Genomic DNA, 13,247 nt, shown 5'->3' with positions numbered 1-13,247 from the left:
GGGCGCCGTCCCGCGCCCCACCGCGGCCCGCGGAGCCGGCGATCGTCATGTGCGCCGTCGCGGCGGATCGGCCTCGACACCGAGCTGGTCGGCCGCGCGACACACGCCCCGGCGTGAGGGCGGACCGGCCCTGCGTCCGCGCTGCGCGAGCACGACACAGCCGGTCGTCGCGAGCATCGCCAGCCCGAGCAGCGGGGTGACCTGCTCACCGAGGAGCAGCACCGACCACAGCACGGTGAGCAGCAGTTGCAGCAGCTGGATCTGGCTGCCCCGCGCCACCCCCACGGCGGCGAGCCCGCGGTACCAGGCGACGTATCCGATGAACATCGCGATCACCGCGGTGCTCGCGCGGCAGGAAGCATGGTGCGCAAGCTCGGGAGTTGTCGGCTCCGGCGGAGTACCAGTCGTTGATGCCGTACCACTTGTCGGAGGCCCGCACGCGACGGGGTGAGCGCGATCACCTGCGCTCCGGGCATCGTCCTGGCCAGCCGCCCGCCCTTGGCGTACCCGAGCGGGCCGAGGACAACGCGCGCTTCTTCACCGCGGTCCTGCCCGGTCGTGACGCGCCCCTCGGTTCCCCGGGCGGCGCGGAGCTGATCGGCGCGATCGGCACCGACACCGAGCTCGTGAACCGACAGGACGCGACCACGTGAGCGGTACCCCCGGAGCCGGACGCCGCCCGGGCCGAGGAGGACATCCGGGAGTTCCGGGTGTCCCTCGCCGAGCACCCGGACGGGACCGTCGCCCCGCCGAACCGAAGAGAGAGCAGCATGTCCAGCGACGTCCGCCGGCTCGTGTCCCTCGCCTCCCGGGTGCTCGCCGCCCAGGGTCAGGGCGACCTGATCTGGGGGCACGTCTCCGCCCGGGACCCCGGCGGAGCCGGCGTGTGGATCAAGGCGGCGGGATGGGGGATGGAGGAGGTCACCCCGGACCGGGTGCACCTCCTCGACGCCACCGGGACCGTCCTCGACGGGGACCACCGGGACCGTCCTCGACGGGGACGGCCCTCCGCACAACGAGTACCCGATCCACACCGAGATCATCGCGGCGCGACCGGACGTCGGGAGCGTGGTGCACACGCACGCCCCGCATGTGATCGCACTCGCCGCCGCGGGCCAGTCGCTGCGCCCGGTCAGCCACGCGGCGAACTTCTTCGTCCCACCCGAGGTGCCGCGGTTCACCGACACCGCGGATTTGATCCAGACCCCGCAGCTCGGCAAGCAGCTGGCCGCATGCCTCGGTGACGCGCGGGCGATGTTCCTAGTCAACCACGGCCTGGTCACCGCCGGGCCCGACGTCGAGTCGGCGACGGTCGCGGCGATCCTGCTGGAACAGGCCGCCCGCCAGCAGCTGCTCACCATGTCCTTCGGCGGTTGGGCCACCTGGTCGTCCGAGGAGGAGTCGCTCAGCAAGCGCGGCAACATCCACGCACCGGGCATGCTCCGGGCCGCGTGGGACTACCTCGTGCGCATGCTCGAGGCGGGCGACGACCGCGCCGGCGCCCCGACCCGTCTTCCCGAACACCTGGGGGAAGCTCGATGAACGAGCAGTACGAGCAGTACGACGTGGCCGTCGTCGGGTACGGACCGGTAGGCCAGCTCCTGGCCACCCTGCTGGGTCGCGCCGGGCACCGGGTGGCCGTGCTCGAGCGCTGGCCCACCTTCTACCCGATGCCCCGGGCGGCGCACTTCGACCACGAGGTGGCCCGGATCCTGCAGAACATCGGCCTGCGCCCGGACCAGAGCACCGCGATCGAGCCCTACGACGCCCTGTACGCCTGGCGCAACGCCGACCGGGAGGACCTCCTGCTCGTCGACTGGTCCGGCGTGAAACCCACCGGATGGCACACCTCCTACTTCTTCTCCCAGCCACTGCTCGAACCGCAGCTCGACGCACTGGCCCGGCAGCAGCCGACCGTCTCCGTGCAGCGTGGCTGGGAGGTCGTGGCCGTCGAGGACGAACCCGGCGAGCCGGTCGTCCTGGTCGTCGAGGCGACCGACGGCGTCCAGCGCACCGGCGAGCAGCGAACTCTGACCACGCGCTACGTCGTCGGCGCCGACGGCGCCAACAGCTTCGTCCGCTCGGTCATCGGGACACCCCTGCACGACCTGGGCTACTTCTACGACTGGTTGGTCGTCGACGTCGTCCTGCACGGGCAACACACCTTCAACCCGCCGGCCTGGCAGCTGTGCGATCCCGCCCGCCCCACCACGCTCGTGCCCGGCGGGCCCGGACGCCGGCGGTGGGAGTTCATGCGGCTGCCCCACGAGCGCATCGACGACCTCAACCGGATCGAGCGTGCCTGGGAGCTCCTCGACGCCTGGGACGTGCGCCACGACAACGCCACCATCGAGCGGCACGCCGTCTACACCTTCCAGGCCCGCTGGGCGCAGACCTGGCGCCGCGGCCGGTTGATGATCGCCGGCGACGCCGCCCACCTGATGCCCCCCTTCGCCGGGCAGGGCATGTGTGCGGGGCTGCGGGACGCCATGAACCTCAGCTGGAAACTGGACCTGGTGCTGCGCGGCAAGGCCGCCGAGACCGTCCTCGACACCTACGGCTCCGAACGCACCACGCACGTCCGCGCCTTCATCGACTTCTCCATGGAACTCGGCCGGCTCATCTGCATCACCGACCCCAACGCCGCCGCCGAACGGGACGCCCGGATGCTCGCCGAGCGCGACGACCCCTCGCTCGCCCCGCCACCCCCGCCGCCGCCGCGCCTGGGGCCCGGACTGGCCCACGACGACGACCCCGCCGCCGGCCTGATGTCCATCCAGGCGCCGGTCACCACCGCCGCCGGCCGCGGCCTGTTCGACGATGTCATCGGTGGCGGAGCGCTGATCCTCGCCTCGCCATCGGTGGACCTCGACGAGCGCCGTCGCCGGGCGCTGCACGACGTCGGGATCGCCGTGGTCGCGATCCGACCACACACCACAACGGGCACCGCCGCCGAGAGCCCGCCCGTCGAGGGCACCGTCATCGACGACACCGGCGCCTACTCCGACTGGCTCGCCGAACTCGCCGCCGATGCCGTACTCGTCCGCCCCGACTTCGCCGTCCACGGCACCGCACCCCGCGGCGGGGACGTCACCGCCCTCGTCGACGGGTTCCTCACCGCCCTCGGCAACCCGGCGACCGCCGCCACCCCGCTGGCCGACACCACGGCATAGACCCCGGAACGACGTATGGACGCAGCACACCCGGCTGCTCGGGTGGTGGTGGACGCCGACCGGCATCACCAACAAGAGCCTGCGCGCCTTGATGACCGGACTGCTCGGCCAGCCCTACAGCCCGGCCCGGGCCAGCTACGACCTCACCCGGCTACGCCGCAACGGCCTGATCGCCCGCGTCCCCGGCCGCAACACCTACCGGCTCACCGACGACGGTCTCGCCTTCGCGATCTTCTACATCAAGGTCCACAACCGGGTCCTGCGACCGCTGCTTGCCACCAAGAGACCCCAGGCCCCGCCACCACTACGCGCGGCCTTCCGCACCATCGACCAGCACGTCAACGCCCGACTCGCCGACACGCGACTACCGCAGGCGACCGCCTGAAACACTGCTCAAGTGCCAAAGCCCTAGCGACCAAGGATCGCCAGTCCCGTTCCGGGACCCCGCCCGGAACGGGTGGCCCCTTCGGGGCAGCTGCTGGGAACCTTCGGTGGTGGTCGATGGGTTCAGTGCGCGGTACGGCGATCTGCTGTTCGGCAGCTACGACTGTGTGGACCGGATCGTGCTCAACGCCTACCACACGCTGTGCTACCAGCCGGGTGGGTTCCGGACCTGGTGGCGGCGGCTGCACGGCGATGATGAGCTGCTGGACAACGCGCACCTGATGCGGATGGCCGGTCGGTTCGCCCGCCGGGTGCGGGCCTCGGCCGCGGCGCACGGCATCCCGGTGATCGACTGTAAGCGCGGGGAACGCAAGCATCAGATCGCCGAGGACTACCTCGCCACTCATGACGTCGACCGCGGGGTGTTTTTGATCCTGGTCGCCCGCGCCATCGCGCCGGTATGGGAGGTCACCCGCACGGCCACCGGAAAGATCGCGAACCTGGCGAAGAAACGGGCCTTCGTCAACCACTACTCCTTCCACATCCTGGACCCGGAGTGGGGGCATCTGACGATCAAGATGTCCGGGCATCCACCGTTCGGGGCGCAGGTCATCCTCAACGGCCACGAGTACGTCGCCGCCGCGGCCCGGGCGACCGGCATCGGATTCGCCAAGGACGCCAACTGCTTCACCCGTATCGCCGACCCCGCCGCCCTGGCCCAGGTCGCAGACACCTTGTCGCAGCCGGCGACGATAGGGCGCCTGACCCAGGTCTGCGACCGGTGGATCTACACCGCCTGCCTGTGTTTCGGCCTCGACCTGGCCGAGCAACAGCGCAGCGGGTTCCGCTACGGCTACTCGGTCTAGCAGGCCGAGTACAGCCGCAACCTGCTGTTCACCGTCGGCGCCCAGATGGACAAGGTGTTCGACCGGATCGTCGACCGGACCCGGTCCCGGCTGGACGTGCCGATCCTGCGCACGCTGTTCGGCGCCAAGCAACGCCCCGGCCGCAACGGCACCCCCGACCTGTCCCTGAAGCTCGCAGCCGAGATCGAGACACCTCGGTACGACCTGACCCTGTTCAAGCTCCACTTCGGGAACTTGACGGCCTACACCAAAGGCGAACACGTGCTGCGCTTCGAAGCCGTCGTGCACAACACCAAGGCGTTGCGCTGCGGGCGCGTCCTGGACCGCTTCCCGCAGATCATCGCCCGGCTGGCCGGCATGGTCGACCGGTTCACCACCACCCTGGACTGCGTCGATCACACGTTCATCGGCGACGGACTGCTCGACCGACTCCCGGCCCCGTCCCAGGTCGGTGCCACCCGCGTCGGCGGGCTCGACCTGAACAAGACCCGGATCCGGGCCGCGTTGGCCGCGGTCCTCGCCCTGTCGGTGACCTCCGAAGGCTTCACCGTCGCCGACTTCACCGCCAAGGTGCACACCATGACCGGGGCCAACGACTACACCGTCCGCCAGGCCGCCTACGACCTGCGCAAACTGCGCGGCAAGGAACTGATCAGCAAACCCGGCCGCACCCGGCGCTACCGCATCTCGCCCCAGGCCGCGGGCACCATCGCCGCCCTCCTCGCCCTCCGCGAACACGTTCTCGCACCGATTCTCGCCGGCGCCCGCAGCCCCCGCCGCGGCCGCAAGCCCGCCACCTGGACCCCGATCGACCGCGACTACGAGAAGATCCGCGTCGACGTGCAGGCCCTCTTCCGCGACCTCGGCATCAACGTCGCTGTCCCCGCGGCATAGACAACATCTTGTCGATCGGGATTTCGTAAGCGCCTAGTGACACGCCCCGTCACTGGGCCAAGACCTGTTTCCGCAGCTGAACCCGCCCTTATAGGCCGACCAGCCGGGAGACGCTACCCCTGCTCAGCGCTGCTGGTAAGCCAGGAGGTGCTCCCGGAGATAGGTGAGGTGTTCGATCATGGCCTCCTCGCCGGCGGCCGGGTCCTCCTCGGTGATGGCACGCACGATCCGCTGGTGCTGGCGCACTGTCGTCCGGCCGACCTCGGGGGAGAGGTCCAGGTAGTGCACGGGTTCGGTCTCGGTGTGCAGCGCGCTGACGAACGAGGCGAGGACGCGGTTGCCCGAGGCGCGGGCGATGGCTCCGTGGAACTGCTCGTCGAGAGCCGGGACGCGCGGGTCGTCCACCGAGATCGACCGCTGCAGGGCGACAATCTCCCGCAGCTCTGCCATGTCTTCGGTGGTGCGGTTGACCGCCGCCAGGCGCACCGCGGGCACCTCGAGGTGCTGACGGACGATCGCCACCTCCTCGAACTCGATGGTGCCCAGCGCGAGGAGGTTGTGCACGGAGTCGACGAGAGCGCTGCGCAGGGCGGATTGGTCGACACTCCGGACGAAGCTGCCGCCACCCGCGCCCGGCGTCTTGGTGATGAGGTTCTGGGTCGACAGCGACCTCAGTGCCTCGCGCACCGTCGTTCGGCTGACCGCGAACTGCCGGGCCAGCTCGACCTCGCCCGGCAACCGGTCGCCCGGGTGCAGGGCCCCGGACAGAATGGCCGCCTTGATCTGGTCCTCGACCTGCTGCCGAGGGCGCAGCACCTTCTTACCGATCGCCCTGGGCGTCTCCACCGACTCCGCCCTGGGCATCTTCACCGACTCCGCCACTGCAGTCCTACCTCGTTCCCCGGGGCTGCCGCCCCGACCCGGCGTCGTCCTGCTCGGGCACATGAATCAACATGATCAACTTTACTGCTCGGGGGTGCGAGGCCCGCCGGCCCGAGGACCGACCGGACGCGCCCGGTCCGAGGGGCCGACACCCTCGTGGCCCTGGCTGCCGGCCGTAAGGGACCGGCAGCCAGGGCCAGGAGTCGGATCGTCGGCGTCAGTGGCCGAGCGCCTTCTCCTCCTTGTCCGCCGCGGCGAAGTCGACGTCCTTGGTCTCCGGCCCCATCGCGGCGCCGACCGTGATGAGGAGCCCACCGATGACGAGGAGGGGCAGGACGGTCCACTCGAACGGCATCAGGGCCGACAGTGCGGACTGGTAGAACGCGTAGAACGACGGGATCACAACCGCCAGGCTGTAGCCGAGCCCGAAGCCGGTGGCGCGCACGCCGGTGTGGAAGCGCTCGTTGATGTACACCGTCGCCAGACCCCAGACCGAGACGACGAGCACCGCGATGATCGTGACCAGCAGCATGACCACGAACAGGTTGTCCGGTCGCATCGCCAGCAGCACGGCGTAGACCGCCGTCCCCGGGATAGCAGCGACCAGCCCCCAGGCGATCAGGAACGGACGCCGGCCGGTGCGCTGGCTGGTGACGGCGGCGAGCACATAGCCGACAGCGACCACGAGGTAGGCCACGATGAGGGTCGCGCTGTTCTCGGTTCCCGTGAGGCCGAACTCGCCGGTCAGGATGCCGGGCAGGATGGCCGTGACGCAGTTGAGGGACAGCCAGAACCCGGTCATCAGGACGAAGACCTGGATGAAGTTCCTGAGGTTCTGGCCGCTGAACAGGTCCTTCACCGGCGTGCCGCCGCCGCCGCTGCCCTCGAACAGCTCGGACTCCCGGACACTGCGCAGGTAGTAGGCGACGAAGGCGAGCGCGAGCAGGCCGCCGAGGAAGAAGGGGATGCGCCAGCCCCACTGGACGTAGGGGGAGTCGAGGCTGCCGGCCGGGGCGATCTGCAGCATGACGAGCGTGATTAGGGCGACCGCCACGTAGGCGAGCGGGAAGCCGGTCATGATCAGGCCGCCGTTGAGTCCGCGCTTCTCCTTGGGGGAGTACTCCATCGCCAGCGGACTGGCCGCGGTGTACTCACCGCCCACGAAGATGCCGATGACGAAGCGCAGCAGGACGAAGACGACGACCGACGCGATTCCCCAGGTCTCGTAGCCGGGCAGCAGGCCGACGACGATTGTGAGGATCCCGAAGCCCCCGACGGCGACGACGGTGGCGTTCTTGCGGCCCGTAGTGTCGGCGTAGCGACCGAAGATCAGCGCCCCCAGGGGCCGGCCGACGAGCGTTGCGGCGAAGATCATGCCCGTCACGATCGCCGTCGTGGAAGCTGGCAGGTCGGGGGAGATGAAGTAACGGATCGCCGGCGCCAGGGCGATGATTGGCAGATAGATGTCGAACATGTCGACGAAGAAGCCCAGGAAGGCGCCGCGCTGGGCGTGCTTGCGGTGGCGCTCGTGTTCGGCGGCGGCCTGCTCGGCTCTCGTCATACCTCTTCCTCCATCTCAGAGACAGGCTCCGCGGACGCGGCCCCTGATGCCGGGAGGTCGGATGACCCCGTCGGCTGTCATGCCGGTACTGAAGAACTTCCGTCGAGGCCGGAGGCCGAGGCGTCTGGTCGACGGACCTCGGCGCGGTCTCCGGGACGGAGCCCTGTCAGGTCGCACTCAGGTGCCGCCTCCACCTCGGCGAGCGCGGCGAGCGGCGACTCCGGAAGAATGTCGGTCATTAGGCAGGTGTGTCAAGCGTTACAGTCGGGCGGTGTTTGCCCGTGGCGCCGGGGCGGGCCACGACCGCTGGGGCGCCGGGGCGACTGCGGCTGGCTCGGCCTCCACCGCGCCGGACGGGCACCGGGTCTGGCACTTGATGCGTCGCCAGTGACGCGCGCCGCGAAAACCAATTGTCCGACATTGACACCCCGTCGGTCGTCTGCCTACGTTACGGACATGGCGGCAGGAACCCGAGAGGGCGTGCCATCGAATGCAGAGCGGTCGAGCTCCGCCCGCCCGCTCCACGGTTTGCGGGTCGTGGATATGTCGACGTCCTACGCGGGGCCGACCGCCTCGATGTACCTGGCCGACCTTGGTGCCGACGTCGTGAAGGTGGAACGGCCACGGACCGGTGACGACGCCCGGGCGTGGCGCCCGCCCTCGGTGGACGGCGCGTCGGCCTGGTTCGCCTCGGCCAACCGCAACAAGCGGAGCATCGCCCTCGACCTGCGCTCCGAGGGCGGGGTCGCGGTCCTCCACCGGCTGCTGCGGCGCGCCGACGTCCTCGTCGAGAACCTCAATCCCGCGAAGCTCCAGGCGCTCGGCCTGGCGCCGGACGAGACGCGCGCCCGCTATCCCAGGCTCATCTACTGCGCGATGTCCGGTGTCGGCCTGACCGGCCCCGACTCCGCCCTGCCGGGATACGACCTCGTGGCCCAGGCGCGCTCGGGTCTGATGTCGGTCACCGGGCCGGCCGGGGGGCCTCCCCAGCGGGTGTCGACGGCGCTCTCCGACATCGTCACCGGCATGGCGGCGGCGCTGGCGATCTCGGCCGCGGCGGTCCGGCAGCGGACGACCGGTGGGGGGGACCTCATCGACGTCTCCCTGCTCGACTCGGACGTGGCCCTGCTCGCCCCCCGTATCGCCGCCTACCTGGCCGGGGAGCCCGAGCCGGCGCCGTGCGGGGGCACCGACTCCGTGCTGGCCGTGTACCAGGCCTTTTCGACGGCCGATCGCGACATCGTCATCGCGATCGGCAACGACGTGATCTGGCGGCGCTTCTGCCTCGCGGTCGGGCTCCCCGCCCTCATCGACGACGACCGCCTGGGCGACAACGCCGGTCGGCGGGCGCACCGCGGCGAGCTGGTCGCCACCATCTCCGAGCTGATGGTGACCCGGCCGGCCGCGGAGTGGCTCGCCGTCCTGCGCGAGGCGGGAGTGCCGGCCTCGCTAGTCCAGGGGCTCTCGGAGGTGGCGACCGACCCACAGGTCGTCGCTCGGGAGGCGATCCTTCCCGTTCCCGGCTCCGGTGGCGCCTTGAACGGCGTCCGCAGCCCCTTCCGGCTCGAGTCCGTCCCGGAGCCGCGCAACGAGCGGTTCCCGGAGCTCGGCGAGCACACGGTCGAGATCCTGGAGGAGAGCGGTCTCGACCGCGCCGACATCGATCGGCTCCGGGACTCCGGTGCGGTGTCGGCGCAGCTCACCCCGGCGCGGGAGGGTGCGTCATGAGCGACGACGCGGTCCTCGTCGTCGACCGGCCCGGTCCGGTCGCCACCGTGCGCATCGACCGTCCTCAGGTGCACAACGCCCTCAACGCCCGTGTCCTGCGGGAGCTGGACGGCGCCCTCGCCGAGCTCGCCGCCGACGACGTCCGGGCGATCGTGCTGACCGGAACCGGAACCCGCGCGTTCAGCGCGGGCGCGGACCTCGACGAGCTCGCCGGCCTGTCCGCGGACCGGGCCTACGACGTGCTGAGCGCGGGCCAGACGGTGATCGCCAGGATCGAGCGTTCGCCAGTCCCGGTCATCGCCGCGGTCAACGGCCTCGCGCTCGGTGGCGGCTTCGAGGTGGTGCTCGCCTGCACCTTCGCCGTTCTGGCCGAACGCGCTGAGCTGGGGCTGCCGGAGGCCGGCCTCGGGCTGATGCCCGGGTACGGCGGGACGCAGCGCCTGGCCCGCCGGGTCGGTCACCCGGTCGCCGCGCACGCCATGCTCACCGGCGAGCGGATCCCGGCCGAGCGCGCCCACACCCTCGGCCTGACTCCGGTCCCGCCGGTCCCGGTCGAGGACGTGGTGCAGGCCGCCCGTGAGCTGGCGCTGCGCGTGGCCGCCCGCGGTCCGCGGGCGGTCCGAGCGGTCCTGCTCGCGCTGCGCCATGGTGCCGACGTCCCCTTGGATGCGGGGCTAGCGTTCGAGAGCGCGCTGGCCGGACTGGTCACCGGCGGCGAGGAGGCGGCAGAGGGCATCGCCGCGTTCAAGGCCCGCCGGGCGCCGGCGTTCGACGCCACCCGCGAATCCACGAGGGAGGACGCGTGAACGAGCCCACCGCGGTCACCGCCGGCATGCACGAACCGCTGGCGGTCGACACCGATCCGGCGGCCTACCTGGCCCTGCACGCAGCGCTGGACGAGGACGTCGCCGACGCGCTGCTGGACGACCGCGAGCGCGAGGTGCGGATGCGCATCCGCCAGGTCGTCGCCGAGCACGTCGCCCCGGGTGCGGCCGCCCGCGACCGGAACCACACCTTCGCGCACGACAGCTACCAGGCACTGGCCCGCGCCGGGCTCGCCGGCCTGCTCGTGCCGGAGGAGTACGGCGGGACCGGTGACAGCACGGTCGCCTACGCGGCGGCGATGGAGGAGATCACCGCCGGCTGCGCGGCCACCAGTCTGGTCTACATGACCCAGATGCACGCGGCCTACCCGGTCCTCCACTCGGGGAGCCGGGAACTGGCGCGGCAGTACGTTCCCGGGCTCGTCGACGGGAGCCGGTACGGATCGCTCGGCGTCACCGAGCCGGGCGCGGGCAGCGACGCCTCCTCGCTGCGCACCCTCGCGACCTCCGAGAGCGGCGCGGACGGGGAGACGAGCCAGTACCTGATCACCGGGTCTAAGACCTTCATCACCACTGGTGACCGCGCCGACGTCATCATCTGCTTCGCCACGGTCGACCCCCGGGCCGGCCGCCGCGGCATCACCGCCTTCGCCGTCGACGGCGACGCACCGGGCCTCACCCGCAGCGCCCCCTTCTCGAAGATGGGCATGCACGCGTCCAGCACGGCGGAGCTCTTCTTCGGCCAGACGCCGGTGCCCGCCTCTCACCGCCTCGGCGGCGAGGGCGAGGGCTGGGCGATTGTGGTCAGCTCGGTGACCAAGTCCCGCATCAGCGCGGCGGCCCAGGGCGTCGGACTGGCGCGCGGCGCCTACGCCCACGCGCTGGCCGCCCTGCACCGCGTCCACGGCCCGGAGCTGCCGCCCGACGTGGCCTTCGTGCTCGCCGACATGCGCGGGCGGATCCTCTCCGGCCGGCTGATGCTCCTCGCGGTGGCCCGGGAGGTCGACCGGTCCGGGGGAGCGACCGGCGGTGCGATCGGCCTCATGAAGCAGACCTGTACCGATATCGGCTGGCAGGTCGCCGTGGCAGCCACGAAGGTGCTCGGCTGCTTCGCAGACCTGGCCGTGCTGGGCGCCGAGCGCTACCTCCGCGACGCCAAGGTGACCCAGATCTACGACGGGACGAACGAAGTGCAGCGACTCCTGGTTGCCCGCGACACCGCCGAACGGCTGAAGGACGTGCTCTGGTGAGCAGCGAGCAGAGCCTCCTGGGAAAGACCGCCGTCGTCACCGGCGCCGGCCGCGGCCTCGGCCGGGCCATGGCGGTGGCACTGGCGGGCGCCGGTGCCGACGTGGCCCTGGCCGCCCGCAGCAAGGACCAGCTCGAGGCGGTCGCCGCCGAGATCGAGCAGCTGGGGCGCCGCGCGCTCGCCGTGCCGACCGACGTCACCGACGCCGGCGCCGTGCAGCACCTGGTCGAGACTACCATCAGCCGGCTCGGCGGGCTGGACGTCCTGGTGAACAACTCGGGGGTCATCGACAGCACCCCGCTGCTGGAACAGGACCCCGCGGACTGGGACCGGGTCATGGACACCAACGTCCGCGGCACCTATCTGGCCACGCGCGCCGGCGGCGCGCACATGGTCGCCCAGGGCTCGGGCAAGATCATCAACGTCGCCTCGAACTTCGCGTTCAAGGGCGTGGCCGGTCACGCGGCCTACTGCGCCTCCAAGGCGGCGGTCGTCTCCTTCACCCGCTCGATGGCAGTGGAGTGGGCCCGGTTCGGTGTCCAGGTCAACGCCCTGGCTCCGGGGTACTTCGCCACCGACCTCAATGCCGAGCTGCGCGCCGACGCGGCGGCGCTGGCCAAGGTGCTGCGCGCCGTGCCCGCCCGCCGGATGGGCGAGGCCCACGAGCTGTCGGCCTGGCTGCTGCTGCTGGCCGGCCCCGCGTCGGACTTCATGACCGGCGAGACGATCGTCGTGGACGGCGGCCAGATGGCCCGATGAGCTTTCCGCCCACAGTCCCCGCCGGACGTACCAGGAAGTGGAACCGATGACACCGAACAAACTCACCGTCGCCGTCCTCGGTGCCGGAACCATGGGGGCCGGCATCGCCCTGGTAGCCGCGCGTGCCCGTCACCGCACAATCCTGCGCGACCTCGACGATGCCGCCGTGCAGCGTGGCCTGGACACCGTCGAGAGCTTCCTGCGCAGGAGCGCCTCCCTCGGCAAGCTCTCCCAGGAACAGGTGGACGCCGCGCTGGCGAACCTGTCGGGGACGACCGACCTGCAGGACGTCGCGCCGGCGGACGTGGTCATCGAGGCGGTGTTCGAGGACCTCGAACTGAAGAGGAGCCTCTTCGGAGAGCTGGACGACGTCGTCTCGCAGGACACCCTCTTCCACACGAACACCTCGACGCTGTCGATCACCTCGATCGCGGCCGGCTCCCGCCACCCGGAGCGGGTCGTGGGGACCCACTACTGCAATCCCCCGCAGCTGATGAAGCTGGTCGAGGTAGCGGAGGGGCGGCACACTGCCTCGCAGGCGACGAAGCGGTCGCTGGAGTTCCTCGCCGGCGTCGGCAAGACGACGGTGATCACCAAGGACCGTCCCGGCTTCATCCTCAACCGGTTCCTCATCCCTTGGGAGAACAACTGCATGCGCGCCCTGGAGGCGGGGCTGGGCACGGTGGAGTCGATCGACCGGGCCGTGCTCGGCGCGCTGCGCCATCCCATGGGCCCGTTCCAACTGCTCGACGTGGTGGGGCTCGACGTCCACAAGGCGGTGTCCATGCGGCTGTACGAGCAGCTGCGCGAGCCGCGTTTCGCCCCGCCGCCACTGGTGGACCGCATGATCGCCGCCGGCGACCTGGGGCGGAAGACCGGCCACGGCTTCTACACCTACGAGAGCACCAAGTCCTTCGGTGCCTGAGC

At 71.1% G+C, this 13,247-nt stretch carries 13 protein-coding genes and 2 pseudogenes; 12 read left to right on the top strand and 3 right to left on the bottom strand.

Annotated features, from left to right (window positions below):
• Positions 1–45: 45 nt before the first annotated feature.
• Positions 46–342 (bottom strand): annotated as a pseudogene (locus KME75_RS09650) (EamA family transporter); the annotation flags it as partial.
• A gap of 68 nt (positions 343–410) precedes the next feature.
• On the opposite strand from KME75_RS09650, the gene KME75_RS45740 reads away from it, so the two are divergent.
• The 7 genes and pseudogenes from KME75_RS45740 (at position 411) to KME75_RS09620 (ending at position 5,317) form a co-directional block, all read left to right on the top strand.
• Entirely contained in the window at positions 411–653 is a 243-nt protein-coding gene (locus KME75_RS45740; protein ID WP_308282666.1) for a hypothetical protein, read from the top strand.
• Positions 654–770: 117 nt separating this feature from the next.
• Positions 771–932, top strand: a pseudogene (locus tag KME75_RS42940) (class II aldolase/adducin family protein); the annotation flags it as partial.
• A 94-nt stretch (positions 933–1,026) separates the two neighbouring features.
• A complete protein-coding gene (locus KME75_RS42935; protein ID WP_308282669.1) occupies positions 1,027–1,542 on the top strand; it encodes a class II aldolase/adducin family protein in 516 nt (171 codons plus the stop codon).
• Positions 1,539–3,173 carry a bifunctional 3-(3-hydroxy-phenyl)propionate/3-hydroxycinnamic acid hydroxylase MhpA gene (gene mhpA / locus KME75_RS09635; protein ID WP_219414236.1) on the top strand — a complete coding sequence of 545 codons (1,635 nt, stop codon included), beginning with the start codon at positions 1,539–1,541 and terminating at the stop codon, positions 3,171–3,173. Before KME75_RS42935 ends, mhpA begins: the two co-directional genes overlap by 4 nt.
• A 91-nt stretch (positions 3,174–3,264) precedes the next feature.
• Positions 3,265–3,558, top strand: coding sequence for a helix-turn-helix domain-containing protein (locus KME75_RS09630; protein ID WP_219414235.1), 294 nt, complete (start codon positions 3,265–3,267; stop codon positions 3,556–3,558).
• 109 nt (positions 3,559–3,667) lie between these two features.
• A complete protein-coding gene (locus tag KME75_RS09625) occupies positions 3,668–4,423 on the top strand; it encodes a hypothetical protein (protein ID WP_219414234.1) in 756 nt (251 codons plus the stop codon).
• A 45-nt stretch (positions 4,424–4,468) separates the two neighbouring features.
• The gene (locus tag KME75_RS09620) at positions 4,469–5,317 is read left to right on the top strand and encodes a hypothetical protein (protein ID WP_219414233.1); all 849 of its coding nucleotides are present in this window, start codon (positions 4,469–4,471) and stop codon (positions 5,315–5,317) included.
• 123 nt (positions 5,318–5,440) lie between these two features.
• On the opposite strand, the gene KME75_RS09615 is transcribed toward KME75_RS09620, so the two are convergent.
• Together KME75_RS09615 and KME75_RS09610 are read right to left on the bottom strand one after the other, a co-directional pair.
• On the bottom strand, positions 5,441–6,181 hold the full coding sequence (locus tag KME75_RS09615; RefSeq protein WP_219414232.1) for a FadR/GntR family transcriptional regulator: 741 nt from the start codon (positions 6,179–6,181) through the stop codon (positions 5,441–5,443).
• Between the two features lie 235 nt (positions 6,182–6,416).
• Positions 6,417–7,760: an MFS transporter gene (locus KME75_RS09610; RefSeq protein ID WP_219414231.1), complete on the bottom strand. Its 1,344-nt coding sequence runs from the start codon at positions 7,758–7,760 to the stop codon at positions 6,417–6,419.
• A 456-nt stretch (positions 7,761–8,216) separates the two neighbouring features.
• Here KME75_RS09610 and KME75_RS09605 point away from each other — a divergent pair, with 456 nt between their 5' ends.
• The 5 genes from KME75_RS09605 to KME75_RS09585 are packed head-to-tail and all read left to right on the top strand — an operon-like array spanning position 8,217 to position 13,245.
• The gene (locus tag KME75_RS09605) at positions 8,217–9,488 is read left to right on the top strand and encodes a CaiB/BaiF CoA transferase family protein (RefSeq protein ID WP_219414230.1); all 1,272 of its coding nucleotides are present in this window, start codon (positions 8,217–8,219) and stop codon (positions 9,486–9,488) included.
• Entirely contained in the window at positions 9,485–10,294 is an 810-nt protein-coding gene (locus KME75_RS09600; protein WP_219414229.1) for an enoyl-CoA hydratase/isomerase family protein, read from the top strand. The genes KME75_RS09605 and KME75_RS09600 overlap by 4 nt, the downstream gene beginning before the upstream one ends.
• Entirely contained in the window at positions 10,291–11,562 is a 1,272-nt protein-coding gene (locus tag KME75_RS09595) for an acyl-CoA dehydrogenase family protein (RefSeq protein WP_308282665.1), read from the top strand. The genes KME75_RS09600 and KME75_RS09595 overlap by 4 nt, the downstream gene beginning before the upstream one ends.
• Entirely contained in the window at positions 11,559–12,320 is a 762-nt protein-coding gene (locus KME75_RS09590) for an SDR family NAD(P)-dependent oxidoreductase (RefSeq protein WP_219414228.1), read from the top strand. Before KME75_RS09595 ends, KME75_RS09590 begins: the two co-directional genes overlap by 4 nt.
• Positions 12,321–12,366: 46 nt before the next feature.
• Positions 12,367–13,245 carry a 3-hydroxyacyl-CoA dehydrogenase family protein gene (locus tag KME75_RS09585; RefSeq protein WP_219414227.1) on the top strand — a complete coding sequence of 293 codons (879 nt, stop codon included), beginning with the start codon at positions 12,367–12,369 and terminating at the stop codon, positions 13,243–13,245.
• Positions 13,246–13,247 lie beyond the last annotated feature (2 nt).

The sequence above is a fragment of the Pseudonocardia nigra genome (assembly GCF_019396355.1).
Taxonomy (GTDB): domain Bacteria; phylum Actinomycetota; class Actinomycetes; order Mycobacteriales; family Pseudonocardiaceae; genus Pseudonocardia; species Pseudonocardia nigra.
This window is presented reverse-complemented; position numbering and strand designations above follow the sequence as displayed.

Excerpts from the sequence above, each read along its gene's own strand:
- KME75_RS45740 (WP_308282666.1), top strand. The coding sequence starts at position 411 with ATGCCGTACCACTTGTCGGAGGCCCGCACGCGACGGGGTGAGCGCGAT.
- mhpA (WP_219414236.1), top strand. The coding sequence starts at position 1,539 with ATGAACGAGCAGTACGAGCAGTACGACGTGGCCGTCGTCGGGTACGGA.
- KME75_RS09630 (WP_219414235.1), top strand. The coding sequence starts at position 3,265 with ATGACCGGACTGCTCGGCCAGCCCTACAGCCCGGCCCGGGCCAGCTAC.
- KME75_RS09620 (WP_219414233.1), top strand. The coding sequence starts at position 4,469 with ATGGACAAGGTGTTCGACCGGATCGTCGACCGGACCCGGTCCCGGCTG.
- KME75_RS09615 (WP_219414232.1), bottom strand. The coding sequence starts at position 6,181 with ATGCCCAGGGCGGAGTCGGTGGAGACGCCCAGGGCGATCGGTAAGAAG.
- KME75_RS09610 (WP_219414231.1), bottom strand. The coding sequence starts at position 7,760 with ATGACGAGAGCCGAGCAGGCCGCCGCCGAACACGAGCGCCACCGCAAG.
- KME75_RS09605 (WP_219414230.1), top strand. The coding sequence starts at position 8,217 with ATGGCGGCAGGAACCCGAGAGGGCGTGCCATCGAATGCAGAGCGGTCG.
- KME75_RS09600 (WP_219414229.1), top strand. The coding sequence starts at position 9,485 with ATGAGCGACGACGCGGTCCTCGTCGTCGACCGGCCCGGTCCGGTCGCC.
- KME75_RS09585 (WP_219414227.1), top strand. The coding sequence starts at position 12,367 with ATGACACCGAACAAACTCACCGTCGCCGTCCTCGGTGCCGGAACCATG.